This window comes from Cerasicoccus maritimus, from assembly GCA_031296935.1.
In the GTDB taxonomy this organism is placed as follows: domain Bacteria; phylum Verrucomicrobiota; class Verrucomicrobiia; order Opitutales; family Cerasicoccaceae; genus Cerasicoccus; species Cerasicoccus maritimus.
Genome location: JAVDPD010000015.1, coordinates 41,127 through 67,049 on the forward strand (window position 1 = coordinate 41,127; position 25,923 = coordinate 67,049).

At 56.9% G+C, this 25,923-nt stretch carries 17 protein-coding genes and 2 tRNA genes; 8 read left to right on the plus strand and 11 right to left on the minus strand.

The features are described 5' to 3' along the window. The first annotated feature begins 6 nt into the window (after positions 1-6). The 3 genes from RBB62_RS11085 to hspQ all read left to right on the plus strand — a co-directional run bounded on the left by RBB62_RS11085 (position 7) and on the right by hspQ (position 5,819). Positions 7-4,713, plus strand: coding sequence for a M56 family metallopeptidase (locus RBB62_RS11085; RefSeq protein WP_309398904.1), 4,707 nt, complete (start codon positions 7-9; stop codon positions 4,711-4,713). Between the two features lie 82 nt (positions 4,714-4,795). Further along, positions 4,796-5,356 carry a hypothetical protein gene (locus RBB62_RS11090; protein WP_309398905.1) on the plus strand — a complete coding sequence of 187 codons (561 nt, stop codon included), beginning with the start codon at positions 4,796-4,798 and terminating at the stop codon, positions 5,354-5,356. A gap of 103 nt (positions 5,357-5,459) precedes the next feature. Then, complete coding sequence (gene hspQ, locus RBB62_RS11095) at positions 5,460-5,819, plus strand: heat shock protein HspQ (protein WP_309398906.1); 360 nt, start codon at positions 5,460-5,462, stop codon at positions 5,817-5,819. Positions 5,820-5,825: 6 nt separating this feature from the next. Here the strand turns inward: hspQ and RBB62_RS11100 are convergent, their stop codons facing one another. Next, entirely contained in the window at positions 5,826-6,689 is an 864-nt protein-coding gene (locus RBB62_RS11100) for a bifunctional transcriptional activator/DNA repair enzyme AdaA (RefSeq protein WP_309398907.1), read from the minus strand. 156 nt (positions 6,690-6,845) lie between these two features. Here RBB62_RS11100 and RBB62_RS11105 point away from each other — a divergent pair, with 156 nt between their 5' ends. Then, positions 6,846-7,577, plus strand: coding sequence for a hypothetical protein (locus tag RBB62_RS11105; RefSeq protein WP_309398909.1), 732 nt, complete (start codon positions 6,846-6,848; stop codon positions 7,575-7,577). Positions 7,578-7,973: 396 nt separating this feature from the next. Here RBB62_RS11105 and RBB62_RS11110 read toward each other — a convergent pair whose 3' ends face one another. Continuing rightward, a complete protein-coding gene (locus RBB62_RS11110; protein WP_309398911.1) occupies positions 7,974-10,874 on the minus strand; it encodes a glycoside hydrolase family 2 protein in 2,901 nt (966 codons plus the stop codon). Positions 10,875-11,133: 259 nt separating this feature from the next. Here RBB62_RS11110 and RBB62_RS11115 point away from each other — a divergent pair, with 259 nt between their 5' ends. Then, positions 11,134-12,360 carry a Rieske 2Fe-2S domain-containing protein gene (locus RBB62_RS11115; protein ID WP_309398913.1) on the plus strand — a complete coding sequence of 409 codons (1,227 nt, stop codon included), beginning with the start codon at positions 11,134-11,136 and terminating at the stop codon, positions 12,358-12,360. Between the two features lie 211 nt (positions 12,361-12,571). Here RBB62_RS11115 and RBB62_RS11120 read toward each other — a convergent pair whose 3' ends face one another. The 6 genes from RBB62_RS11120 to RBB62_RS11145 form a co-directional block, all read right to left on the minus strand. Beyond that, positions 12,572-13,972, minus strand: a complete 1,401-nt coding sequence (locus RBB62_RS11120) for an RtcB family protein (protein ID WP_309398914.1) — start codon at positions 13,970-13,972, stop codon at positions 12,572-12,574. Between the two features lie 7 nt (positions 13,973-13,979). After that, positions 13,980-15,020, minus strand: a complete 1,041-nt coding sequence (gene rtcA, locus RBB62_RS11125; RefSeq protein ID WP_309398915.1) for an RNA 3'-terminal phosphate cyclase — start codon at positions 15,018-15,020, stop codon at positions 13,980-13,982. A gap of 177 nt (positions 15,021-15,197) precedes the next feature. Further along, entirely contained in the window at positions 15,198-15,623 is a 426-nt protein-coding gene (locus RBB62_RS11130; protein ID WP_309398916.1) for a hypothetical protein, read from the minus strand. A gap of 368 nt (positions 15,624-15,991) precedes the next feature. Beyond that, positions 15,992-16,077, minus strand: a tRNA-Leu gene (locus tag RBB62_RS11135). Positions 16,078-16,082: 5 nt separating this feature from the next. After that, a tRNA-Leu gene (locus RBB62_RS11140) sits at positions 16,083-16,169 on the minus strand. A gap of 155 nt (positions 16,170-16,324) precedes the next feature. Next, entirely contained in the window at positions 16,325-17,950 is a 1,626-nt protein-coding gene (locus tag RBB62_RS11145) for a vWA domain-containing protein (protein WP_309398917.1), read from the minus strand. Positions 17,951-18,211: 261 nt separating this feature from the next. Here RBB62_RS11145 and rtcR point away from each other — a divergent pair, with 261 nt between their 5' ends. After that, on the plus strand, positions 18,212-19,792 hold the full coding sequence (gene rtcR / locus RBB62_RS11150) for an RNA repair transcriptional activator RtcR (protein WP_309398918.1): 1,581 nt from the start codon (positions 18,212-18,214) through the stop codon (positions 19,790-19,792). Here the strand turns inward: rtcR and RBB62_RS11155 are convergent. Both RBB62_RS11155 and RBB62_RS11160 read right to left on the minus strand, forming a co-directional pair. Next, positions 19,789-20,241 carry a hypothetical protein gene (locus RBB62_RS11155; protein WP_309398920.1) on the minus strand — a complete coding sequence of 151 codons (453 nt, stop codon included), beginning with the start codon at positions 20,239-20,241 and terminating at the stop codon, positions 19,789-19,791. The two genes, rtcR and RBB62_RS11155, sit on opposite strands and share 4 nt — an antisense overlap. Further along, on the minus strand, positions 20,238-20,798 hold the full coding sequence (locus tag RBB62_RS11160) for an RNA polymerase sigma factor (protein WP_309398921.1): 561 nt from the start codon (positions 20,796-20,798) through the stop codon (positions 20,238-20,240). Before RBB62_RS11160 ends, RBB62_RS11155 begins: the two co-directional genes overlap by 4 nt. A gap of 181 nt (positions 20,799-20,979) precedes the next feature. On the opposite strand from RBB62_RS11160, the gene RBB62_RS11165 reads away from it, so the two are divergent. Beyond that, positions 20,980-22,605, plus strand: coding sequence for a hypothetical protein (locus tag RBB62_RS11165; protein WP_309398923.1), 1,626 nt, complete (start codon positions 20,980-20,982; stop codon positions 22,603-22,605). Positions 22,606-22,714: 109 nt separating this feature from the next. On the opposite strand, the gene RBB62_RS11170 is transcribed toward RBB62_RS11165, so the two are convergent. Further along, complete coding sequence (locus RBB62_RS11170; RefSeq protein WP_309398924.1) at positions 22,715-24,565, minus strand: glycoside hydrolase family protein; 1,851 nt, start codon at positions 24,563-24,565, stop codon at positions 22,715-22,717. Between the two features lie 213 nt (positions 24,566-24,778). Between RBB62_RS11170 and RBB62_RS11175 the strand changes: the two genes are divergently transcribed. After that, a complete protein-coding gene (locus RBB62_RS11175; RefSeq protein ID WP_309398925.1) occupies positions 24,779-25,882 on the plus strand; it encodes an LptF/LptG family permease in 1,104 nt (367 codons plus the stop codon). The last annotated feature ends 41 nt before the right edge of the window (positions 25,883-25,923 follow it).

Below are 25,923 nucleotides of genomic sequence, written 5' to 3' on the forward strand. Positions count from 1 at the left end.
GGCAGCATGTCGAATACTCTGGAGTACCTAATCGAGTTGCCCGTGATGCAGCGCATCGGCTGGGCGCTGCTCCACTTTGTGTGGCAAGGTGCGCTGATCGATTTATTGGCAGGCCTGTTGTTCCGCCTGCCCGTTGCGCGCCGAGCGTCCGTTAGCTATGCGATCAGCGTGGCGTCGCTCGTGCTCTGTGCCTTGGCGCCCATGGCGACGTTTTACGTCGTCCAGCCGATGGCGGTGGTCAAATCCGATGTCGCTCCGCCCGAGCCATTGGTTGTTGCCCACTCCGAGCCCGTCAAACCATTAACCGTCGTTCAAGCCGTGCCGGCCGCCAATGATCTTGGCATTCCTAAGGCGAGTGCGCTAATCGTGGAAAATCCACCTGAGTCGGATTGGCGGGAAGTATGGTCGCAGCGTGCGGCGCCTTATGTTCCGTGGCTGGTCGTTGGCTGGTTCCCCATCGCCGTCTTGCTCAGCCTAAGGCTGACCATTGGCTGGCGCATGACCCGCGTGTGGGTAAGCGCTGGCAAAGAGATTGTCCTGCCGGTCGATCTGCAAAGTCTGAAGCAGCGCATGGGCGTCACAGCTACAGTGCGTGTGCTGGAAAGCGTCTATGCTAAGGCGCCGATGGTGGTAGGCGCTTTGAAGCCGGTGATTCTCATTCCGGTTGGATTTTTAACGATGCTCACTCCCGAGCAAGTTGAGGCGATTTTACTGCACGAACTGGCTCACATCAGGCGCCACGATTACCTGGTTAATTTCGTCCAGTCGTACGTCACGGCGATCCTGTTTTACCATCCAGTGGTTTGGTGGCTAAACAGGAAGACGGTTGCCACTCGCGAGCTCTGCTGCGATGCGATGAGCGCAGAGGAGTTTGCTAACAATGCGGAATACGCTCAAGCGTTGGCGTCATTGGAATTTTGGCGGCAGAACCCACCCACGCTGGCGACGGCTGCGAGCGATGGTTCATTGCTTCAGCGGATACGCGCCCTGGCCGGGCAATCGACATTAGAAGGGCCAAACGTGCGGGCAATCGCCAGCTTGGCGGCGGTTTTTTCACTGTCACTGGGGCTTTCGCTGGCGGTCTATTCGAGCGAGTTGAATGCGGAAACGGATGCCTTTGTGCGACATCGGCAGGCCCCTCCCACTGGGACAGTTGTTGGCCCTAATGGGAATCCAGTCGCCGGCGCGCAGGTCTCACTGTACCACCTGAAATACTTTTATGGACTGGAAAATGGCGTCGTTGATTCGGTGCGGACCGATGAGGAGGGACGCTTTCAATTTTCGGATGATTTGTTGTTCAATGCCTGGCAATCGGACCCCGAGCGTGAACGCTATTACGTAGTGGCGGAAGCCGATGGACTGGCGCTTGATGTGCGTGCGATCAAGCCAACGACTGTTACGCAGGATATGCAGCTCCAGCTAAGCGAGCCCGAGCTACGCACGGTGATGGTGCAGGACAAGGATGGCCAACCGGTGGCTGGCGCCGATGTGTGGGTGCACTCTATTTCGGCCAATGGGCATGGGGCGTTTTTTCAACCGGCCTTTGGTTCCATGCGGGCGGAGACGGACGCCGCGGGCAAGGTGGAGTTTAAGCAACTGCCGAAAGGATCGGTGGTCTTTGCTGCGGAGAAAGCCGGGCTTTCGCCCAACTGGTCGGGCTGCGGCTCGGGCAAGGATAATCCCTCGACGGTGTGCCTGCGCCCAGGCGCATCGGTAAGCGGAGTAGTCCGGATGCCCAATGGACAACCGGCGGCGGGCATAATGGTCTATGCGACGCCTAACTGGCCGCTCTCCGACTATACCTTTACGCGCACCGACGCGCAGGGGCGATACAACCTGACCGGGCTCTACGGCAAGGGGGACGCCTGGGATGATAGTGGCGGCACGGGCAGCTTTACTATGGGCGTGGAGGACCCGATGCTGGATGCGCAATCGCAGCAGGTGCAGTTGGATTCCGGGCAAGCAATCAAAGGCATTAACTTTGTGGCGCAAAGTGGAACGCCGGTGCAGGGCGTGATCCTGGATCCGGTGAGCCTGGAGCCATTGGCCGGGATCAGAATCTTTGTGAGGCATGCAGGAGGTGAGCTGTATCTACTCTCGGGAGAAGACGGTGAATTTGATTTTCGGGCGCCGCCTGGTGAGGCTTACATCAGTGTTTGGGCACCAACCGCTCGTGAGTATTTTGTCAATGGAGCAAACGATGATGCCCGGCCACATTTCATGCGGTTTGAAGTTTATCAGACCAAACTCGATCTTAAAATCTATGCACCGAGTGCGGTTAAGCCAATGGTTTCTGCCAAGGGGCGGGTGTTGATGCCCGATGGTTCGCCCGCTGTGAATGCTGAAGTCATTTTCCGGCTGAATGTATCGCGTAGCCAGATCGTCAGTGATACGATGAAAACGTTGACGTTGCCATCTTTGAAAACCAATGATTTGGGAGAGTTTGTCTGCAAAGAATATCCAATAGGGGTGGCGTTACAGGCGGTGGTGAGGAAAGGCGATTTTGCCAGAGTGATTGACGTGCCGGCAATCGAGGCCGATGGAGAAACGTTGCCAGATATCCAGCTAGAGCCCGCGCTGAAGCGCACTATTCAAATCGTGGATATCGATGGGGCACCATTGAAAAACGTTGAGATTGATTATGGTCCGCAGCTCAGTAGTGAACCACTGGACCGCACCATATCAGTGGCTCCGGTGAGCCGCAGATTGCAACATCGTTTGAAGACGGATGGTCAGGGAATGGTAGAACTACGACCGTGCATACCGGGCTATTCAATGGACTTCTGGCTGGCGGATGTCGCCGTTTCCTGGAAGCGCGTATTGCCTCCATTGTTGGAAGGAAATGAGCCGTTGGTGTATACTCTGAGCGACCGCATGTGGGTTCAGTTTATTGGTCCCGACGGTGAGGCGCTGCAAATTAAAGAGTTGGCTACGACTGCAAGCGGTTTGATCGGGCAAAACGAGCATGCCTATGTTCCGTTGACCACCGATGGCTTAAGCGCGGAGCAGGTGCAGGCCGGCTGGCGCAGCATTGCCAAGGAGAAGGTGATGTTTTACGGCCCTGGCGCTAAGTGTGACTGGTGGGCAGAGCTCGAAGACGGCGTGCAGACATCGGTTAAGGGCGTTTTCCCGGAATTCTCGAATACGCTACAGCTCGTTGCAGAGCACATTGAGCAAGCTGATGGTTTGCCCCTGCCTGAAGCCTGTGGCGCGGATGACATTGCTCTGTATATCCAGGATGTGGACGGCAATCCCATTGCTGGCGCTAAAGTAGTCAATGATCCGCATCGTGGGCGCGATTCTGTCTCCGGAGAGTCTAACGTGGACGGCTGGTGTATTTTGCCTAATGCGCGTAATTTGCGCATTTTCTATATCGAGATAACGCATCCAGATTACGCGCCGCAGTGGATTTCCCTCGTGCCTGAAGGTCAGGCAGCGCCGATCACGCTTCATCAGCAGACGCGCTTGCAAGGTCAGATGGAAGGGCCCAATGGCGAGCTGACCGGCAAGGTGAGTTTTCGCTTTGAAGCCCGGCGTCCTTGGCGGGACTCTCGTGGCGAACCGCGTGAGATGGATGACATTTTCTACGATGTCGAAAGCGATGAAAACGGTGCCTACGATTTCATGATTTCGCCCGGGCGCTATCGCTTGGTCGCGGAGAGCGAGCGCGGCTACAGCCTGGTGATCGATTCTCTGGAAGTTAAGGAAGGAGCTGTTAATGAGCTACCGGCAAAAATGTCCGCTGGCGCCGAAGTGGTCTTCACGCTGCGGGACAGCAAAACTGGTGAGCCAGTGGTGGGCTTTCCGATTTATGTCGGTGAACGCATTGGTCCCTACCATGGAGGCATTCGCAAGAATAGTATGCGGGTAACGGATAAGAACGGTCAAGCCATCTGGGAGCACCTCCCTGTTCAGCAAACCCGTTTTTCGATCGCCTCCTGGGTGGCCCGCGAAACCAAATGTGAATATACGCGCTGGTGGTCACACCAGCATGTTTTTTTCGGAGAGCAGCACGCCAGGTTTGATTCGATGCCCCCCACTGGACCAGACGGCACCAACGACATGGTTGTCGATCTCAAGGAGGGCCTGAACGAGTTCAACATCACGGCCGAACGCGGCATTCGTGTTTCTGGCACGGTGAAACTGCCGGAGGAGATCCCGGATGGCTCGATTACGGCGACGATTGCGCCCGTTCGTGATAGACGCAGTAGCTTCTCGGGCGACTCGCGGGCGAATGTTAAAGTGGACCGCGAAACGGGCAAGTTTGCGGCCTTTTTGCCGGCGGGTAATGGCATTGCCTATCGCTTGTGTGTCTATCACACGATCTATGGTAACTCTGATGAACGGCGGACGCTACCCGCGGCAATCAGCGCGCCCTTTGAGTCCAAGGCGGGTGAGTTATTCACCTTCGATCTTTCGATGCTCGGTGGAGGCTTCGTGAAGGGGCGTGTGGTGGATGCCGAGGGTCAGCCGGCTTCTGATATTACAGTGCGCGCGATCCCATTGGACCATGCCGGTGGCATCTACGAGGAACCCAAGATCACGACACTGGCCAACGGCGAGTTTCAAATGGGGCCGATCCGCTCGGCTGAATATGCCATCATTACAGAGCGTGGCTACCAGTGGCGATCTAAGCCAAACGCGGCGGCACATGCTGCGGTGGTTGATCGTGAAACGGTGGACTTGGGCATCGTTGAAGAAAAATCTCCCTGAGGGGGAAAGCCATTTTTAAGCTAGTCAATACCGGGAAGGGCTTTAAGTTAGTGTTAAATCCATCATTAACACTGACATTACTGTGAGCGACTTACCCTTACCCAATTCGGATGCGCAAGACGAACTGCAGGACTTTTTCTCTCAAGAAGAGTTTCTGGCTTTCTTCAATTTCTACCAGCCCGCGCCGGGTGGTAAGCGCACGCTGGAAGGCATTTGCAAGGTCGCCCGCCCTGAAACCGGTTCGCAGAGCGCACGCGTGAATTACATGTGTTTGACCTTCGTGGTCGATACACCGACGCCTGAGTTGGAAAAGCTGATTGAGGCCACCCTCGACAAGCTGAAGGTGTCGTCCTTCAAGATGCAGTTGCCAGCGCTTCAGTCGATCACCTCCGTACCTGCGAGCATGCGCGGCAGTGAGAACTACGTCCACCAGATGGACCTGATTTTCAGCAAGAGCTTTGTCATCGACCCACGCGAAGTCGTGCCGGTGCTCCTCTTTACTTTCCGCAATGTAACCGGCCTCAAGACCGAGGCGCCACAGTGGTGGGATGAAGATGCTCTCAAGGCTCCGGCGCCCAGCGCCACGGAAAAAGCTAACTGGGGCAACCGCATCAAGGCGCTCCTGGGGGCGATCGGGAAGTAGGGAAATTCAAAAGTCAGAATGCAAAATTCTAAAAAGCCAGTAGGAATCCAGAATTGGCGACCTGTTGGCTTTTGCCTTTTTAATTTATCATTTTGCATTCCCAATGATCGCTCCGCGAGAAGCATTTGAGCAGGGCGGCGAGTCCAAGCCGCACTTTGCACCGGGCGACCTCGTCCGGCATCGCCGCTACGGCTACCGTGGCGTAGTGGTGCATCGTGACACTGTTTGCCAGGCGTCGGAGCAGTGGTACCTGAGCAACCAGACTCAGCCGGACCGCGAGCAGCCCTGGTATTACGTGCTCGTCGATGAGTCCGACCAGACAACCTACGCAGCGCAAAGTAGCCTGAAGCTCGACGAAGATACAGACTGCATCATGCACCCGTGGGTGAATCTATACTTCAGCGGCTTTGACGACGGTAAATACGAGCGCAATGACAAGCCCTGGGACCCAGGCATCGAATAGGCGGCGTCAACCGGCGCTTGCTGACTCCCCCGCGCATTGATCCCATGCAATGAGCAGGCGCTTGCGGTTGGGGTTCCAATGGTAGCCACCGATTTCGCCCGTGGCGCGGATCACGCGGTGACAGGGGATCAGATAGGAAATCGGGTTTGCGCCTACGGCGGTTCCAACCGCGCGGCTGGCCTTCGGGTCGCCAATTGACTGCGCGAGGCTGCCATAGGTCTCCAAGCGGTTGGAGGGAATCTGCAACAGCGCCTGCCAGACCTTGAGCTGAAACGGCGTGCCCTTCAGGTGTAGCTTGATGCGGTCCAGCTGCGACCAGTCGGCACGAAAGAGCTGTCGCGCAGCCGCAAAATGCACGCTTTCGCCTTCGCGCAATGTTGCCTTGGGGAACGCCTCGCGTAGCCAGTCGATGCCTTCTTCGAGCGATTCGACGAAGCCCAGCTGAGTCAGCCCTTTCGGCGTGGCGGCGAGGATGGCTTGCCCAAACGGCGTCAGCGCGAGCGCGTAGTCGATGGTCAGTTCCGCGCCGCCGTTTTTGTATTCGCCAGGCGTCATCTGCTCGATGTTGACGAATAAATCGTGCAGCCGACTCGGGCCCGAAAAGCCAGTAGCCAGCGCGGCGTCAAACAGCGTGGCCTGTTCATCACGCAGCAGTTGCTTGGCGTGCATGAGGCTCAGGTGTTGCAAAAACTTTTTCGGACTCACACCCGTCCAATCCGTGAACAAGCGCTGAAAATGAAACGGGCTCACGCTCACGCTCGCGGCGACCTCGTCCAGAGTCGGCTGCTCGCGGTAGTGCTCCTGTAGCCAGGCAATTGCCCGTGCAATAGTCGCGTAGGTCTGTTCTTGATTGGGCGCGTTGGTCGTCATGCGTGAGTAACCAGCTTAGCAAAAAACGCCGACAAATTTCGACCCGATTCTTGCGGGATGTCTGTTCTCTCTGGGAGCCGATTTCGGCTTGGTGTGTGGTGGGGAATAGCCTTGATTGCCGCAGTGGCGTTTGTTGTAGTTGTTGAGTTACTGCTTATGCTAAAGTTCACTCGCCAGGTCTCCTCGGATGAACTCGTCGTTGTGTTCTTGAATACGGCTACGCGCCACAATCAGCGCTATTTTCGGGCATTGGGTCTGGAGCGGCGTAATTGCGTTCGCGTCTTTGACCCGAGCGGCTGCCAGAGCCTCGCTGGCATGCGTCCCGAGTTTCTAGATTTTGCCTCTGTACTGGCCCGCTTGCGGGAGATTGTTTCCACGGTGCAGCCGCGTCGCCTACTGGTGTGTGGCGCGTCGACGTCCGGTTTTCCCGCGCTCCTGTATGGGAGCCTGCTACAGGCGGATGATGTTATAGCAATCGCTCCCTACACGAGCTTTGCTCCGGGTGAAATGTGCCTGCCTGAGGCGGAAAAAAAAGTCTGGGCAAAGCGTGTTCGGCTGCTCTTATTTAAATTCCCGGATTTTCCTGAAGCTTATTTGGATTTGGGGAAAGTGCTCGCAGAGGGCAATGGGAAGACACGCTATGCCATTCACGTGGGTGGTGGTTGTGAGCGAGATGTGGTGGATGCCGGGCGCCTTGCTGGCCTCCCTGGGGTGCGTATTCATACCCACCCTTACCAGTATCACTCACTAGACCAGTATCTACTCATGTCTGGCCAATTGCGGGCGGTGCATTGCCCAGGTTACGAAGTGCCAAGCGGTGTGCGTAAGCGCGTGGCGCGGTTGCGCGCAGGCTTGAGCTTTCGTTGGCAACGTATGCGTATCGCCTAGCAGCCTGTCGGAACTGATCGAACTGTCCGAATGAGTTTGATTTGTTGCTCGGATGGATTTTGTGACAGTAGATCGTGACACGCCTCTTTTGTTGCCGGTTTATATGCGTGAGTGGGTTGCTGAGGACGAGCCGGTGCATTTCATCTTGGAGGCGGTTGATCGCGTTGACTTTAGCGCTTTCAAGGTAAAGCGCACGCGAGCGGGTAAGTCGCAGTACCGGCGAATGCGTCATCCACTTGGCAATCATTCGACTTGCTGACCTCGAAATTGTCGACTCTACGCTGCCTACTGTGCGACTAGCCGCATATATTTGCTCCTTTTCTGAAACACTCTAATCAACATTCAGGCAATATAAACTTTTCCAGAAAGAACTGGTTGGGAATTGGTTCCACGTGATTAAAACTCCTCGCCTGGCAGTGGGTCGATGCTGCGGGAAAGGAGGCCGTCGATGCTTGGATTGGTAATCTTCGACTGCGCGTAGTTGATCAAATTGCAGAGCAGGCGGCGGGCTACCGGGCATTGCTCAGCAAGGGTTGGCAGCGGCACGTGGCAGACCATCAATTCGCCTTCGCCCAAGGGCAGTTCGTAAATCGCGGCACCGTGGAAGAACACCGCGGGGCGCGTCCACATGTGAGCGGAGAGACCACCCATCATGATGCGTCCGCCCAAGTCGAGGACGTCCTGAATGCGGTCAAACTTCGTGGGAGCAAGACTGGATTGACCAAAGTCATTCACGCCCGCGCCACCCAAACCTTCGAACAGGTCCGGGCAAGTTGTGTAGCAATTTGGCTGCATGACCGGACGTTGGCGAATCAGCCCCGGGATTACGTACTGATAAAGCGTCAGCGGCTCAGGCTCAAAGAGGATCGCATAGCCACCACCCTTGATTGCCTTGCGCAGTTGGTGATAATCCTCAAAAATGTTTGCACCACGCTTATCGGCCATGCCTTTAAAGTCGAAGACAATCGGCGCATGCGGCTCACGGAAATTATTGCTGAATGGCAGGTTTGTTACTCCATATTCCTGGATGAGCTTCGTAATAGTGCCTCCGCGTTCGCCCGCCACAGCTACTGCCTTCGCGCAAATCGGCGTTTGCGCCACCACGCGCAGTTGTACGGAGTTGGCAACTGTCTTGCCATTAGCCAGAGTGAGTGACGCCTCCACGGTATAGAGGCCGGCATCCTGCAAGCTCAATTCGCCTTCTTCGATCAGCAGTGCACGGTGTTTTGCATCAGCGGCAATGACGCCCTTCCAGGCCTGCACAGTCTCACCGCCTTCGCTCTTCAGGGAGACGGACCACGCTTGCGGCGATACCGACGATTCATGCAAGAGCATCGCCTCCAGGCCAAACTTCTGCCCGGGCTCAAGGATGCGACTCGTTGGAAACAGTGCGATGGTGTCATCGGCGCAGCCCTCAGCCAATGCAGCCAGCATGGGCTTGGGATTACGCCAAGTATCCATTGCGCCAAAAAGTTCACCACTGGCGTCCGCCAACTGCGTAAAGACCAAGCCAGATACACGCGGGTTGGCGCGCATTGCGAGAGTCACCAGCTTCATATCTGACGCCCGTAGTTCGTTCGTGTGCTGAATCCAGTCTCGCTTTTCGCCCACTGCAGCGCGCAGCCAATCGTTGGCAAACGCTTCCTCCAGCGAGGCGTTAAAGTCTACGTTCATGCAGTAGTCTTCCAGACCGATTTCGCGATCAGCGGGGCTGTAAGCCGCCAGTACATCGTCGAATTGCGGAGGCACTTGCGCGGCGCCGTATTCGCTGACAAAGACGCTCTTGCCGTCACTACCCAGCGTGCGGAAGGCGTTCCAGTCATGATCCTGCGTTGGCACGCGATGGTAACTATGGGTATCGGTAATCGCTACTGGCTCGGGCTGACTCGGACTCAGCATGTAGGCCACGTTGCCATCGTGCGCGGTATCAGGCAGCATGTCGGATACGCCACCGTATTCCACCAGGCTGTGGCCACCGGACACATCGATTACCGGGCGTGTCGGGTCCATTTGATAGACTTCCTGCATCCACTGGGCGACAAGCTTGAGCATTTCCTCTGGCTTGAAGCCCTTCAGGTGAAATACTTCATTCATCAGGCCCCACATCACGACCGACGGGCGGTTGCGGTCATTGAGCACCAAACCACTGATTTCCCGCCAACAGCGCTCGACCGCGTGCGGCGAATTGGCAATCCAGCCAATCGGCGGCTCGGACATAACGAGCAAGCCAAGCTCGTCGGCAACGTCCAACACCTCGTAATGCGGGCGCATGTGGCAACGGATGAAATTAAAGCCGAGGTCTTTGAGCTGCTGTAGTTCTTTGACGACGATTTCGGTCGTGTCCGGATAGATTGCTGTGCGTGGAAAATCACCTTGGTGCAAGAAGCCCTTCAGGCAAATGCGTTCGCCGTTGAGTTGAAATTCTCCATCCACGTAGTCAAACTCACGCATACCGAAACGCACGCAATGCGCGTCGAGCGCATCGTCACCTGCGGCCACCAAAATCGAGGCCTGGTACAGGTGTGGGTCTGCCAGGGTCCAGCGCCGTGCATTTGCAAACGGCACAGTGAGGTTTAGTTTAGTTTGGCCAGCGGCCAGCGAAACATGCTCGACGTGTTCCACAACCGTATCGCCGCTCTTCCAATCGGCAATAGATACCTTGAGCTCGACACCGTTCAAAGCTTCCTGCGAGTCAATCTCCACATGGGCCTTGACCACATTCTGGCTTGGCCAGGGCTCCAGAAAAGCATCCTTGATCGCCGCTGTTTTCGAGGTCAGCAACGAGACGCCTTTCCACAGTCCACCCACGTTAAAATACCATCCTAGTTTAGCGATGGGGATCTCTGCTTGGTTGAGCGGGGCACCGCAGCGGAAGCCGTCGATCTCCCGATCCATTGGCGGAGCTATCACGCGCACAATAAGTTCGTTGTCACCGTCGTGCAGCACCTGGGAAACATCAAACTCAAACGGCAACAGCCCGCCTTCGTGGTCGCCCAAACGCTCGCCATTGAGCCAGGCCTCAGCGTAATATTGAGCAGCGCCAAAGCAGATGCGGTGCACTTGCCCAGGCTGTCGCTCAACGGAAAATTTAGTGCGGTACCAGACCACCCCATCATAGAACGGCCGTATCGTCTCCACCGTGCTAGGCACCGCAATCTTCTCGGACGCCGGAAAATGTTGATGCCAAGCCTCGGCCTTACCCCGATTTTCGGGGTCAAATGCGATGTCCCAGATGCCGTTAAGCTCACGGTTAAGGCGGATCTGGGGAGGTAAAGCAATCGTGTAATCTAGGTGCATTCCGCAATCATCACCAAAATCGTTAGATTTCCAAGCAAAAAGTCAAGGCAATTATCTATCGCTTGATTTTAGGAGTCGAAGAGATATTTCAAGAATCTGAAATCGCACAGGGATCCAGAGACACTGATTACAGTGAAATACATTGTTCAACCTCCAGCACCTCATGAAAGTGAATCTAGACCGATAACCGGAACGCAACTTGCTCATCAGTATTCGTGATTGCCAGCAGCATTCACGCTGTTAAATTGGCCCCGCCTCTATGAGCCACAAAATTCTCCACATCAACGAGCCGACGCCGGTTCCCCCCTACGAAGAACGCGGAAATATTCCCGACATCCGCAAAGCCGGCCTCGATCCAGACTTCTGGTACCCGCTGGCGCGCAGCCAGGACGTCAAACTCGGCAAGGCGCATGCGGTATCGTTTGCGGGCGAGCCCATCGCCCTGGTCCGCAGCAAGGAGGCCGGGCTGTTCGCCGTGGAGGACCGCTGCGCGCACCGCCAAGTCCCACTGAGCGTTGGCGTGGTAGAAGACGGTGGCATCAAGTGTGGCTACCACGGCTGGAAATTTGACTGCACTGGCAGTTGCACCAGCGTCCCGTATTTGGACAAGTGCACGCTCCATCCGAACAGTATCAAGGCCTACCCGTGCCAGGAGCGCTATGGGCTGATTTTTGTTTTCCCCGGAGACCCGGCCAAGGCGGAGCAAGTCCCCTTCCCAGAGACACCCGCCGCCGAAGACCCGCGCTACAAAGTGCGCACGCTCGACCGCCGCATCGAATGCCATTGGTCGTTCATGCACGAGAACCTGATGGACATGAACCACCAGTTCCTGCACCGCAAGCTAATGGGCCAGATCAAGACCCTCTTCCTCGGCAAGCGCGAGGGCGACAACTGGGTCGAGGTCGACTACTCATTCTACCGCAAGGGCGGCAAGCAATCGCTCGGCGAAAAGGTCATGATCCAGCGCAGCGGCAAGGCGAAGGAAATCAAGGAAGCCGACGCCAAGGCCGAGGCCGAAGCCGAGGGCGTGAAGACACGCGACATCATGACGATTCGCACCGAGTATCCCTACCAGCGCCTCAAGTTTTGGACCGCTGGCAGCAAGGAGCCCGCGCTCGATTTGTGGAACCTCTATTACCCGGTCGACCGCGAGCAGCGCATCAACCAAACCTACGGCCTCATGTGCATCCAGCGCCCGGAAAAAGTTGGCTTTCTGCTCGATGTTTTCTGGCCGGCGATCATCTGGTTTACCAACGGTATTTTCAACGAAGACAAGTGGATCTGCGAGCTTGAACAAGCCGCCTTCGACGCCCAGGGAGAAGACTGGAACCACGAAATTTTCCCCGCGATCCAAAGCGTGCGCCGCGTCATTACCAGCAACAGTGTGCCGATCCGCACGAGCTGGAAGGGCAGCAAATCCTCCCCCGAGCACGTCCGCGCTCGCCACGAAGCCGCTGAGCAAAAAGCCGCCGGCGGTGAAGGGTAAATACGTATCTGATGAGGATCGACCGAGTAGGAGACTCTCATTTGGTTAGGTGCTTAATGAGTTGGGTGCCGGGAGTGGCCTGGCCATAGTTGAGGTAGGCAGGCAGGACGTTTAACTGCGGAGAAGGCCGTGCTCTTTGAAGGCATGAAAAAGCACGGCCGTGGATGACACGACCGTGCTTGAGGTTTGGTTTTTCTTTGAAGGTTGGCTGCTAGTCTTCCGGGCGTTCGCCGGCTTCGGCCATCTTGACGAGGCGGGGCTGGAAGCGAGCTAGCTTGTCGACCAGATCGCTCTGGGCACCCATGACTTCCTCGATGTCTTTGTAGACCATTGGGACTTCGTCGATGCCGGCGGACAGCAGCGTAACGCCTCGTTCCTTCAGGAGCGCGTTGGCGGCTTTCCAATCCAGGCTTTGCTTGGCTTTGGTGCGCGACATCACGCGGCCTGCACCGTGGGACGCAGAGTGCAGCGACTCGGGTTGCCCCTTGCCGCGAACGATGTAGGCCGAGCTCGCCATGGAGCCGGGGATGATCCCGAGAGCGCCTTCACCGGCCGGGGTCGCCCCCTTGCGGTGAACGTAGACTTCGCGTCCGTCGTGGATTTCCTTCCATGCGAAGTTATGGTGATTCTCCACGTCGAGCAGGACTTCCGCGCCCAGGTGCTTGGCCACGTGTTGGTGGATGCAGGCATGGTTTGCCGCCGCGTATTCGCCCATCAGGTTCATCGCTGCCCAGTATTCCTGGCCGAGCTCCGTGTCCATATCCAACCACGCCAAGTGCTTCAGGTGGTCGGGCAGCTCTGGGTGTTGTTCCATGGCCAGCTTACTGTAGCGCCCAGCAACTGCCGCGCCCGTTCCGCGGCTTCCGCTATGGGACAGGAGCGCCAAATACGTTCCGGGCGCCAAGCCCAGCTCGGTCTGGTTTTCAATGGTCAACTCGCCGAACTCGACAAAGTGGTTTCCGCTACCGGACGTTCCCAGCTGCGCCCAAGCCTTGGGCTTCAGGTGGCTTGTCACTTCGGAGACCGACCAATCCCGGTCCAACACTGCGTGTTGACGCTTATGGTTCTTTTGAAACTCAGCGCCCGTTCCGAAGCGGGTTTCCTTCTCGATCGCCGTGGTCAGGCGTTGGCGTCCGCGCTCGTCCTGCAGCTCGCGCAGCGGGATGTCGAGCACCGTCACTTTCATGCGGCACGCGATGTCCACGCCGACAGCATACGGGATGACCGCGTTGTCCGTGGCAAGCACGCCGCCGATCGGCAGGCCGTAACCCAGGTGGGCGTCGGGCATCAACGCGCCGGCGACGGCTACAGGCAGATCGCAGGCGTTGCGCATTTGCTCGATGGCGTTGTCGTCGAGGTCGTCTCCCCATTGACGCCAAGGCGCTGGCTCCTTGCGCGGAGTGAACTTCGGCGCCGACAGCAGTTCATCGGCGAGCGGCGCCCAATGCGAATGCTCTGCATATTCATCGGGATTACGGATCACGTTGAGCAGCTGCGAGCGGACCGTTTCCGGAGAGACGGCTTCGTTCATCAGGCGCTTAATGATTTGGAAAGCGGCGCGGGTTGCGTCGCCCTTCGGGACGCCCCAGCGTTCTAGATCTTGTGCGTTCATGGTAAAGTTATTGGTAGAAGTTTACGCGCCAAGCCAGGCGGGCTTCGCGCTCGGTGTTAATGCGAATCGGGAGGAAGCGCTCCACGGTTTCGACGTTGGTTAAGAAGTGTTGGGTGAGGGCGGTGCAGCGGAAAGAACCGCCGCCTGCCAGTGCGAATGGAATTAACAACTGGTCGGCCAGGTAGTCGCCCACCGGCGCATCCGAGCTGCGGTAGCGCTCAGCTTGGTCGCAGGTTCTGCGGGCTATGTGCTCGGCCGGTTTGCCAACCTCGCCAAAGCCAACAAAGGCTTCGCTGATGTGTTCATAAACTTCGAATAGTTGAAATACGTTGCCGGGGCCATCGGCCTGCAAGTCGTCCAGCTTGATCAACTGATCGCGGCGCAAGTTCAGGCGGTCACGCGCGACCTTCAGCTCGCGGTCGCCGATGTCGCTGGGCAGGTTGTTGATCATCGCCACTGCGCGTTCGGACTTGAGTGCGCCGCGCTCGTCGAGCTCTATCGGCTTTAGCTTCTTCGTTGGCTCAATGCTGATGCGGACGCGTCCACCTCCGGCCGGAAAGAACCCGGGCTTCTCCAGCTTGGCGCTGACCTTGGCGCCCATCCGGTTTAGCAGCGGCAGGAAGGCGTGCTGGATAAAGTCATAGGTCGGCGCGAAGGGATTGTGTGTGCCGCCATTGAGCACCACTTCGCTCGCTTGCTTTGCATTGCAAAGTGGCAGCAGGATCGTCTGGAGAATCAGCATGGTGCTGCCCGCCGTGCCGACGGAGAACTCATAGTGCCCACCGGAAACAATCGCCGGCTCGAAGCTCAGCTCGGAGGAACCCATCTCGTCGCCCGTGACCTGAGCTGCGGCAATGCGCTGTGCGGCGTGCACGCAGGTCAGGTGTTGGCGCAGGAGCCCGGGCTTCTTGCGCTGGCCACGAATGTTTTGAACCGTGAACGGCTTGCCGGTCAGCATCGATAGCGTCAGTGAGCTGCGCAGTACTTGGCCGCCGCCTTCTCCGGCGCTTCCATCGATGATGATGTGACTGTTCTTTGCGGGTTTCATAGATCGTGAGTTTGTGAGAATAAATGGGAATCTGCGACAAGAATTGAAAAGACTCGCGCTGCGCGCCCATGACTGGGCGCCTCAGCCCCGAGGATTGAACTCGGACGTCTTGCGACTCTACCAATGTAGTCCTTTCAGCATTCGCAGATATTTGATTATGGCTTGGGAAAATTATGTTTACTCGGTTTCCAGGATTTCAATGGAATCACCCTGTTTTGCTAAGCTTAACTGCATGGGTGGCTCTTTGCTGAAGCCTATGAGTCGTTGAGTTAAATCTTCTATTTCGCTTAGCTCTACATCATGGGCTTCAAGATAGTAGTTGTAGCCTTCCAGGTCTTCTTTGCTCAGTTCCTGACCGCCAACTAACTGAAGCTCATCATTGATCATTAGGGCGCTTAAAGCCATCGGCGCATGGCCAATGAAAGGCTTCAACTTGAGTATTTCGGTAAGGGAAGGCGGCGTGGTGAACTTTTCTTGATAGATGGCGATATGGTAAGCATCGCGATTGAAGTCTAGTATTCGGAAAATTCCATAGGTTGAATCTTCGGGATTGCGGGATATGTAAATGCCGCCCCATTGGAGTTCTAAGTTTAATTTTTGCATAGTAGCTGTTGGTTTATGGCTTGGAAAAATGGATTGCCGGACAAGTGTTTGCGGAGAGGGATTTTCGTTTACAGCGATGTACTCCCCAGCGGCATTCTGGCAAAATTAGTTGGAGCGATCCGACGCGACGAGAGGTTGAAAAGACGCACTAACGCGCTCTGCCGACTAAGCTACCGTCCCACGGTGAAACGCTGGCGAACCAGCGCTTCAATGGCGGAACGGGTGGGAGTCGAACCCACGTCTCGCAATTAAGAATCGATGTAGTCCTTTCGGCATTCGCGCCGGATGGCTCCAGAAATAAAATGATGCGACAAGATTTCGAAAGACGTTTTACGTGCTCTATCCACTGAGCTACCGCCCCTTGAAAATGGTGCTTAGAGAGGGAGTCGAACCCTCATGCCCGGTCGGGCGCTACCACCTCAGGGTAGTGTGTCTGCCATTCCACCATCTAAGCAATGTTGGTAGCCGAGGCTGGACTTGAACCTGCATGCCCTTGCGGGCGCCGGAGTCTGAGTCCGGTGCGTCTACCAGTTTCGCCACTCGGCCATGGTCAAAGAGTAGGGCGGGTGGGACTCGAACCCACGTCCACGTCGTTCATAGCGATGTAGTCCTTCGTGCATTCGCATCAAAGTTGAGAAAAATGTATTTTAAAGAACGAGGGGGAAAGCCGGGGCTGGGGAAGTGCAGCCCCGGCTGAGTTATCATTTAACCAGTTGAACCGATTGCTCGATTCGCTGAATCCAATGTCCGTTGTCGAGTTGTCCCTTGGCGAAGGCTTCGATGATCTTGAATACCTGGTCGGAGAAGCCTCCGATGTTCAGGATGTCATCGCGCTCCGGTGCCTGTGTGGTTCCGTAGGGTTGCAGGTCGATGCAGACCAGGCGCGCCTTCGGGTTGTAGCGCTTGAACTTTTCCCACTCCTGGAGCGTCTCGGTGGCGTTGTAGCCCCAGGTGTTTTTGCGCTTCGTGTCGATCCAGGATTCGTTGTCGGAAACATAGATCACCAGGTCGGCGCTGTAGCGGTGTTGGTTCAGGCGTTGCAGTGGCAGGGCGCAGTTGGTTCCGCCGTAGCCGAGGTTCGATAGAATCTTGGCGTTGGTCATCACCGAGTCACTCGGGTTGAGCTTTGTGTCGATCACGCGGTCGTGGAACGGCAACAGGAGCGCCTTGCGGTTTTGACGCAGGATCACGGATGCGATCAATGCGGCAACTTGCACGCAGTTCACGCTGGTCGTAGCGCCTTGACGGACACCGGTAACCGGCGACTGCATGGAGCCGGACGAGTCCGGGCAAACCACCACCGAGCAATCGAAGGACGGCACATTTTCGGTCGCCACTTCCATGGCGTCCTGCAGGGCCTCGCGGACCTCATGCGGCGCATCCGGGCTCACGTTCAGGTAGGCGTTCAGGAGCTGGTATGGGAATACCTTGGCCTTACGCACTTCCTGCGGATTTGCCAGACGCTTGGCGATGCGTTGAGTCACCTTGCGGTTTTCAAACACGCCGTGTCGCATAAAGGTGTTGAGGTTCATGCGGGTCATGGTCCAACCAGCGTTGTCCGCAATCTGCTTCCACTGACGGTCGGTCAGCGGTAGTGCGGTCAGCATCTGAAAGGGCACGTCCGGCATGGCCGGCGCTTCAAAAGCGGGCTTATTCGACTTGGAAAGAACGGATGCTCGGTTAAGCATGGCTGCCTTGAAGGCCTCGAACTGCTGCACGAGCGGCGGCAGGATTTTGGTGTCGTGCGGCTTGCCGATCAGGTAAGCGTAGAGCGCCTCGCGCTGCTGCGAATCCGGAGTCGGGTGCACCATCTTGATGATGTCCGCCAGCGACGGGGAGTTACCCACGTTGGCGCGGAAGATGGATTCATCCGAATGCATAGCCAGCCAATCCTTCACAAAGCCCTTCGGCGCGGAGCCGAGAGACTTACGGCCGATGGCGCCGCTGCGCATGATCTGCACGAAGTTGCGCAGCATCTTGGCGTTGTCGATGACCAGCGGGGCAGCGGCCTTGAAGAGCGCGATATCCTTTTTGGTCAGGACGGCCAGGAGCAGGGCGGGCATGTCCTTCATGTAGCCGGCAGCGCGAGCATAAACGGCGAGCTTGGCGAGAAAGTTGGCGTCGACCTTTTGAGCCAGCTGAACCACGCGGGAGAGCTGGGCTTCGGCGTCGGCGTAGAACGTTCCGTTCAGGCAGCCGGTCACCACGTATTGGGCGAGCTCGTGCTTGGGCGCCAGGCTGTAGGCTGTGCCGCCTGCTTCGTTGGTCGTGTTGGCCGCTTGCAGCCAGCGTCCACGCTTGGACTTGAAAAGTGTTTTGTTAGCCATGATTGCCTCCGGTGTTGTGGTTGTTCGTGAATGCGAAAATGAGTTTCGCCAATTGCAGACTATTTAACAGGCGGCGTGCCAACGCGGTTTTTTGAGTGGTCGATGGTTTTGTTAGTCATTCATAATCAATGAAAAGAAAAATATTAAAATATTTAAGGCTAGCTTTTGAGTTATTTGGAGGTGTGGTGGATTTAGAAATAGATTATCCATTAAGATAAGAATTACGCTTGAGGATTGGGCTGGTGCGGTCATTCTGGCGACATGAAGACCGTGGTTATCAGTTTGCTGGGGACGACGATGGACAACGCCAAACCCTCTGAGCGCTGGAGTCGTTGGCGGCCGACATTGTCGCTCTTTCAGCATGATGACTTGGTTGTCGATCGCTTGGAGCTGATTCATACTACTAAGGGGAAGCAGTTGGCGTCGATCGTGAGCAGGGACATTGCTCAACTATCTCCGGAATCGTCGGTGGTTCAGTCGGTGATCGATTGGGATGACCCCTGGGACTTTGAGGAGGTCTACGGTAAGCTGCTTGATTTTTGCCGGGCGTATGAATTCAACAATGACGAAGAGCGTTACTTGGTCCATCTGACCACTGGAACGCACGTCGCCCAAATATGTTGGTTCCTATTGGCTGAATCTCGCAATCTGCCCGGGGCGCTGATTCAAACCGCGCCGCGAGGCCGTAAGAACATCTCTGTAGGCGAATATAAAATTATCGACCTGGACCTGTCGCGCTACGATTCGATTGCGGCGCGCTTTCAGCAGCAGGCGGAGGAAGGGCTGGCGTTCCTGAAAGGGGGCATCAATACGCGCAATGCGAAGTTCAATGCGATGATCGAAGAGATCGAGCGCGTGGCCATCAACTCACGTTCGCCCATCCTGATCATGGGCCCGACGGGCTCCGGCAAGACGCAGCTCGCCAAGCGTATCTATGCGCTCAAGCGAGCGCGGCGTCAGGTGAAGGGGCAGCTAGTTTCCGTGAACTGCGGGACGCTGCGTGGCGACGCCGCAATGGCGGCTTTGTTTGGGCACACGAAGGGCGCCTTTACTGGCGCGAACGTGGAGCGCGCGGGCCTGCTCAAGTCGGCCGATGGCGGCATTGTGTTTCTCGATGAGATTGGGGAGCTCGGCTTGGATGAGCAGGCCATGCTGCTGCATGCAATCGAGGAAAAACGCTTTCGGCCGATGGGCGCGGATACGGAAACGGAAAGCGACTTTCAACTGATCGCCGGCACGAATCGTGATCTCTCCGAATCTGTTGCGGAGGGGGCGTTTCGCTCGGACTTATTGGCGCGTATCAACTTGTGGACCTACGCGCTGCCGGGCTTGGCGGAGCGGCGTGAGGACGTGGAGCCGAACGTAGAGTTTGAGTGTCGTCGCTTTGAGGAGGAGCATGGTCGGAAGGTGCGTTTTAATAAGGAAGCCTACCGCGTGTATCTGGATTTTGCGCAGAGCAGCGAAAGTAAGTGGGCGGGCAATTTTCGGGATCTATCCAGCTCGATTACGCGCATGGCGACGTTGGCCGGTTCGCGGCGGATCAACGAGGATGTGGTCAGGCGTGAGCTCGAACGGCTGCGTGAGCAATGGCGCGCCGAGTCTGCGGTGGACGATGCGTTGGCTGGCTTGCTGACGGCGAAGCAACTCGAGGAAATCGATTTATTTGACCAAGTCAGCTTGCGGGAAACGGTAAATATCTGCCGCGAATGCGAGACGCTTTCCGATGCCGGGCGTCGCTTGTTTCAGGTGTCGCGTTTGCGGAAGGCGAGCGCGAACGACGCCAACCGTTTGAAGAAATACCTGGAGCGTTTCGGCCTGAACTGGCGGTTGGTGAAAAGCTAGTTGACCCAGCGCACAATCAGCAAATAGGTGCCGGTGTTGTTGGTGCTCTGGGGGCCGCCGAGGATGGCGGGTGTGTTCGGGTTTAGGCGGACCATGGTGCGCAGGAGTTTTTCTTTGCCGCGACGCCAGTCGAGGTTGATGGGGAGCTTGCCGTCGCTGACGGCTTCGGCGCCGAGCTGGAGGTCGGTGCCGCCGTAAAGATTGGTGTTGCGGCCGCCGGGCGCAGTCATGTCGAGCACCTTGCGGTCTTTGAGTTGATAGGTGTTGAAGCGGAAGAGTCGCTGCAAATTGCCAGCGTAGGGCTTGAGCTGTGCGTCGACGCCCTGGCCGGAGTTGGACGCCATGACGAGGAGGACTTCGATCTTGGCCGGGCTTTGCGCTTGGGAGAACGAGGGCGCGAGTCCGAAGGCGAGCAGCAGGAGGGTGGTGATGAGGGTGCGGGCGGTCATGAGTTTGAGCTCCAAAGTGTGGCGAGTTTTTGGCGGGCGGCGTGCAGGCGGGACATCACGGTGCCGGTTTTTACACCAGTGGCGTCGGCGATTTCTTGATAACTATACCCCTTCAGCTCGCGTAAAACAAGCGCGCTTCTTTGGTCTTCAGGGAGCTGGTCAAGGGCGGCCAGCATCTCGCGCCATTGTTCATTGAGCTGGGTTTGCTTGGCCGGGGTGGGTGCGTGGGATGGCTTTTCCTCGATCTCCTCGATGGCGGTGCCGCGTTGGTGGTTGCGCTTGCGGGCGCGAATGGCGTCGAGCGCGGTATTGACGCCGATGCGGTGCAGCCAGGTGCTGAAGGAGGATTCGAAATTGTAGCGGTCGATTTTTTGCCACGCCTTGATCCAAGCTTGCTGGGCGACTTCGCGGGCCTCGGCCTCGCTGCCCATCATGGCTAAATGCGTGCGGACGGTGCGCTCGTGGTAGCGACGGAAGAGATGGCCAAAGGCGTCCGCATCGCCGGCTTGGGCGGCTCGGATCCAGGCATCTTCTTCGGCGCGGAGGTCGTCGGGCATGGGTTACAGGTTAGGGGAACGATAGCCAAGGCGGGGGCGAGGGCCACGTTAAAGATCAAGAATGTCCTTGTTTTAGACAGGCATTGTGGGCGGTTGTAGCATGGATTTTTTTTGCAATTTTAAGCGGTTCTGCTTTGCTGGCGTAAACGTTGTTTGAATAACCAATAAAACCCGAAAACTTATGCCCAAGAAAAAGACTGTCTATCTGGTCGCGAACGGCGACCTTCGCTTATCTGCCAACCAGAATTGCTGGGAAGAGCAGGATAAAATGGAAAAGGAGCTGGCGGCCGTTGTGGAGTCGCTCGGCGGAAAAATCAAGCGCGCGCACGAATATAATCCCGAAGAAAAGCACGGATTTATTCAAAGTCAGCGCCAGGGTATGGATATTTTTGCCAAGATTGACCGCAAGGCGCCGCTCATCGTAGCTGAAGCAGTTTGGCAGTACTCGCACCACCTGCTGGCAGGCTTGATCTCGCACCAGGGCCCGATTTTGACCGTGGCCAACTGGAGTGGCACTTGGCCGGGCCTCGTTGGCATGCTCAACCTCAATGGCTCGCTGACCAAGGCGGGCGTTGAATACTCCACGCTGTGGAGCGAAAACTTCAGCGAAGACAAGGCCTTCCAAAAGAACCTCGCTGGTTGGCTGAAGACCGGTGTGGTCAAGCACCCGACCGCGCATGTGAAGAAATACACCGGCCGCACGACGCCGGCTCGCGCCAAGAAGATTGCCGAAAAGATCGCCAAGGACCTCGATACCAACAAGGCGATCATGGGCGTCTTTGATGAGTATTGTATGGGCATGTATAACGCCATGATCCCAGATGAACTGCTCTTCCAGACCGGCGTTTACAAGGAGCAGCTCAGTCAGAGCGCGCTTTTTGCCGAAATGCAGACCGTCACCAACAAGGAGGCTGAAGAGGTCTTTGCGTTCATCGAAGGCCGCGGCTTCACGTTCCACTTTGGTAAGAACGGCAAGAAGGACCTGACCAAGAAGCAGGTGCTTGAGCAGTGCAAAATGTACATTGCCGCCTGCCGCATCGGCGACCGCTTCGGCTGCGACGCAATCGGCATCCAATACCAACAGGGCTTGAAAGATATTTGCCCCGCGTCGGACCTCGTGGAAGGCATGCTCAACAGCACCGATCGTCCGCCAGTTAAGAATGCAAAGGGCGAGGTCATCAAGGCCGGCGAAACCTATCCGCACTTTAACGAAGTCGACGAATGCTGCGGCCTCGATGCGCTGATGACCAAGCGTGTGCACACCGCCCTCAAGCAGCCGACCGAGACCACGCTGCACGACTTGCGTTGGGGCGATTGGGATCAGTCTGGCACGACCGACGAATACGTGTGGGTGTTCCTGATCAGCGGTTCCGCGCCGGTCGAGCACCACGTGGGCGGCTGGAAGGGCAGTCATGGCTATCGTCAGCCTGACATGTATTTCCCGCTCGGCGGCAGCACGCTCCACGGCGTGGCCAAGCCCGGTGAAATCGTTTGGAGCCGTATCTTCATTGAAGAAGGCAAGCTGAAGATGGACCTCGGTCGCGCGAAGGTGATCGAACTGCCGGAAGCCGAGACGCAGCGTCGCCTCGACGAAACAACGCCGCAGTGGCCGATCATGCACGCCGTGACTTATGGTGTCAGCCGTGATCAGATGATGGCCCGTCACAAGGCGAACCACATCAATGTAGCCTACGCCGAGTCCGCGAAGCAGGCCGACAACTGCCTCTACGCCAAGGCCGAGCTGGCCAAGCAAATGGGCATGGAAGTATCGCTCTGCGGCACCGACGCCAAAGGCACTAAACTTTAGGCAGCGTGCCGCTGCACCCATAGTTTGCCGCATTGCGGCAAAGCGGGGAGGCAGGGATGTTTATTTTCGAGCGCCAGGCGAATGTCTGGCGCTTTTTGTCGGACGGAACTTAGTTCGGCTGGAGCTCGATGGTGTCGAGCATCAGCTTCGTTGTCTGACTGGAGTCAGGCGTGCCGAGGTAAGTCAGGCGTAGCGTTTGAACGCCGGGTTGGGCAATGGTGACGTTGCCAAGATTGACTGTATCCAGGCCGGAGCTGAGGCTGCTGAGGTCGAGGCCAGAGTTAATGACCTGATCGTTGAGGCGCACTTCGACTTGGCCGCCTTGCGGGTTGGTGCCAAGCGTGAGGCTCAGTGTGTAGTCGCCGGCGTCGGCTTCGAAATCGTGTTCGATCATAGCACCCGCTTCGCGCGGTAGGAAAAAGCGGGAGCGCCCCTGGCTGGCCGTTGAATGATCGTGAATGAATTGGGCGCCGCCGCTGACGCGGGACTCCTGGTCTTCAGCTTCAAAGATGCCGGGCGCGACAGTGCGGATCTGCGGCAAGGGCTCGTTGAACGCGACGTCGGTCACGAACTGGTTAATCGAGATATCGCTCATGGATTTGACTGGTTGCCCACCCTTGATGCAGTTGTTGAAGCGCACGGCGTTGATGCGGTGTTTGGAGTCGTAGCCGCTGAGGCGGATCGTGCCGCCGGTCATGGTGATGTTGTCAAAGAGGAGGCCGTCGAAGTGGCCATACTCGCTGAGATAGCCTGTGCTGTTGCTGTATCTGCTTTGGCCAATCTTGAAATCGATGGGGTTGCTGGACTTTTCGATGGTCATGTTTTCAAAGCGCAGGTTTTGCATCCAAGCCCAGTCGGAGTAGTCGCTGTAGATGCCGGCAAGGTTGTGCATGAGGATGTCCACGTTGCGGATTGTGATGTTTCGCCAGAGTTGGGCTTCCATCGATGCGCCAATGCGAATGCCGTTGCCCCAGCGCGTGTTCCAGATGACGAGGTTGTCGGCGAGGACGTTTTCAGTGATTAGCTCGCCGTTGGTTTCAGCGTCGAGCGAATGCCAACCAAGGCCGTCATCTTCCACCCGTAAAAAGCTGTCGCGGACGACAAAATTCTTCACCGCATCGATGTCCACGCCGTCGGTATTCACGCCCACACCATATACGTTGATGTGCGCGACTTCGGAGTCGATGGTGTTGAGGAAAAGGATCTGCCACCAGGTGTCCCAACTGCGCACGCCGATGCCCTCGACGTAGATGTTCTCGCATTGGTCGAAGAGGATGCCGTGCTTCTTCTCATCGCGCAGCGCGTAACCTTCGGTTTCGAGGATGCCGCGGCCGAGCAGTTTTACATCCTTAACGCCGGTCGCCTCGATGCGGCCTTTGACAACGGCGCCGGGCGCGAGGTAAACCGTCTGCCCGCTCTTGGGCTGAATGACGCCGGCGGTCGTTACGCCAGGGCCGAAATAAATCACATCGGCATCCTCGGCGCTGGGCGGGTTGACCTCTTTGGGCGTTACGTGAATGGCCAGCGGCTTTTGACCGGGGATTTGTAGCACGAGGTTATTGGGTTCGAACAGCGTGAAGGTCAGGCGCTGGTTGGTTTTTTCAACGTCGATGCCGTGGCGGTCGGGCTTGAGCGTGAAGTCGGTAAAGTCGTCCTTTACGTAGATGGTCACCTCGATAGGGGAGTCGCCCATCGAGAACATGGCCTCGTCGAAATCAAAGCGCCCGTCGCGAACATCGATGCGCTGGCTGTCGGCGATCATCTCATAGCGAGGACTGATCGGCCGCGTGGCATGCCCCGGGTGGGGGACGACGTTGAGCGCCTTTTCGATGGATTCAATCTGAGCACTGGCAGTGCGATTCACCGGAGCAGCGGCAAAGGTTTGCACGGCGGCGATGCATAGGCAAAGGGCGTGGGCGGTGCGCGTAAAGGCGCGAAAGGAAAGGGACGAGATAATCATTAACAATGTCAGTGCTGGATTCTGCTTCGAGCGAATACTGAGGACATTTTAGTTCGGTCTCCGAGTAAACGGATGCTGCGGAGTTACTGTAACACGCATGCCTCTCGTCCTTCAAATTAATCGCCTCTCATTGGCGCCCAGTGTAAATTTCCGGGTGCAGCGGCACGCTGCTTTGGGGTTGCGAAATGGGAGGGGAGTGTGAAGGGTTGGCGGATGCTCGACCGGTATATTTTCTTTGAGTGGTTGAAAGCGTTCATCATGGCCGTGGCGGCACTGGTGGGCGTGTTGCTGCTGGCTGATGTGCAGGACGACATGCAGGACTACATTCGCTGGGGCGCGTCGTCGTTTGAAATCCTGAAGTATTACCTGTACCTGACGCCCAGCTTTATGCCGCTGGTCTTGCCGATTTCCTTGCTGATCTCGATTCTGTTTACCTTGGGCAACCTGCACCGGAACAACGAAATTACGGCCATGCGCGCGAGCGGTCTGCATCTGTTTACGATCACGCGCTCGCTGTGGATCTCGGGCGCGCTGCTCACGGTGGTCCTGTTTGCCCTGAACGCGAAAGTGGTGCCGGATTCCATCGAGCAAAGCCGTTTGATGCTCAATAACTGGCGCTTGCAGCACCAGGCCGAGGTCCAGGGGCCGAAGCATGTCGGCACGGTGCGCCTGCTGTCCTTCGACAACCGGGCGGAGAACCGCATTTGGTTCATCAACCGCTTTAGCGAGTTTAGCTACGATGGCTTTGGCGTGAGCGTTTATGAGCGCGACGAAGACGGCCGTGAGACCCGACGCTTGATGGCCGATGAGGCCTACTTTGACGATGTGGACGGGCAATGGGTGTTCATCAATGGCCGTGAAATGCTCTTCGATCCGCAGACCGGCGAGTCCTACCGTTCGCTGGGCTTCGAGCGAAAAGAATACCCGGAGCTGACGGAGGACCCGTGGCTGATGAAGGCGCTCAACGACGACCCCGACAAACTTTCGCTTAATGAAATTCAGCGGCTGATGGCGCTTTCCAGCGAGGACAACCCCAAAATGACGACCTATCAGCTCCGCCAGCAGCGCATCCTGTCGCAGCCGTTGGTTTGCCTGGTCATGGTCGGCATTGCAATCCCGTTTGCGGTCGCCGGGGTACGGGTTAATCCCGTGGTCGGCGTGTCGAAGTCACTGGGATTCTTTGCCCTGTTTTTCGCCTTGAGCGAGGTGCTGCGCCTGCTGGGATCGCAGGGAATCATGCCGCTGGAGATCGCCGTTTGGCTGCCCTTTGTGCTGATGCTGGGGCTGTCAGTCTATTATTTCCGCAAAGTCGTTTAGGGAAACGACGGAATTTCGCTTTGCCTTTTGAAAAGAACGTT

Coding starts and splice junctions, on each gene's coding strand:
- hspQ (WP_309398906.1), top strand. CDS start 5,460: ATGATCGCTCCGCGAGAAGCATTTGAGCAGGGCGGCGAGTCCAAGCCG.
- rtcR (WP_309398918.1), top strand. CDS start 18,212: ATGAAGACCGTGGTTATCAGTTTGCTGGGGACGACGATGGACAACGCC.
- RBB62_RS11100 (WP_309398907.1), bottom strand. CDS start 6,689: ATGACGACCAACGCGCCCAATCAAGAACAGACCTACGCGACTATTGCA.
- RBB62_RS11115 (WP_309398913.1), top strand. CDS start 11,134: ATGAGCCACAAAATTCTCCACATCAACGAGCCGACGCCGGTTCCCCCC.
- RBB62_RS11160 (WP_309398921.1), bottom strand. CDS start 20,798: ATGCCCGACGACCTCCGCGCCGAAGAAGATGCCTGGATCCGAGCCGCC.
- RBB62_RS11145 (WP_309398917.1), bottom strand. CDS start 17,950: ATGGCTAACAAAACACTTTTCAAGTCCAAGCGTGGACGCTGGCTGCAA.
- RBB62_RS11120 (WP_309398914.1), bottom strand. CDS start 13,972: ATGAACGCACAAGATCTAGAACGCTGGGGCGTCCCGAAGGGCGACGCA.
- RBB62_RS11165 (WP_309398923.1), top strand. CDS start 20,980: ATGCCCAAGAAAAAGACTGTCTATCTGGTCGCGAACGGCGACCTTCGC.
- RBB62_RS11130 (WP_309398916.1), bottom strand. CDS start 15,623: ATGCAAAAATTAAACTTAGAACTCCAATGGGGCGGCATTTACATATCC.
- RBB62_RS11105 (WP_309398909.1), top strand. CDS start 6,846: ATGCTAAAGTTCACTCGCCAGGTCTCCTCGGATGAACTCGTCGTTGTG.
- RBB62_RS11170 (WP_309398924.1), bottom strand. CDS start 24,565: ATGATTATCTCGTCCCTTTCCTTTCGCGCCTTTACGCGCACCGCCCAC.
- RBB62_RS11110 (WP_309398911.1), bottom strand. CDS start 10,874: ATGCACCTAGATTACACGATTGCTTTACCTCCCCAGATCCGCCTTAAC.
- RBB62_RS11175 (WP_309398925.1), top strand. CDS start 24,779: ATGCTCGACCGGTATATTTTCTTTGAGTGGTTGAAAGCGTTCATCATG.
- RBB62_RS11085 (WP_309398904.1), top strand. CDS start 7: ATGTCGAATACTCTGGAGTACCTAATCGAGTTGCCCGTGATGCAGCGC.
- RBB62_RS11155 (WP_309398920.1), bottom strand. CDS start 20,241: ATGACCGCCCGCACCCTCATCACCACCCTCCTGCTGCTCGCCTTCGGA.
- rtcA (WP_309398915.1), bottom strand. CDS start 15,020: ATGAAACCCGCAAAGAACAGTCACATCATCATCGATGGAAGCGCCGGA.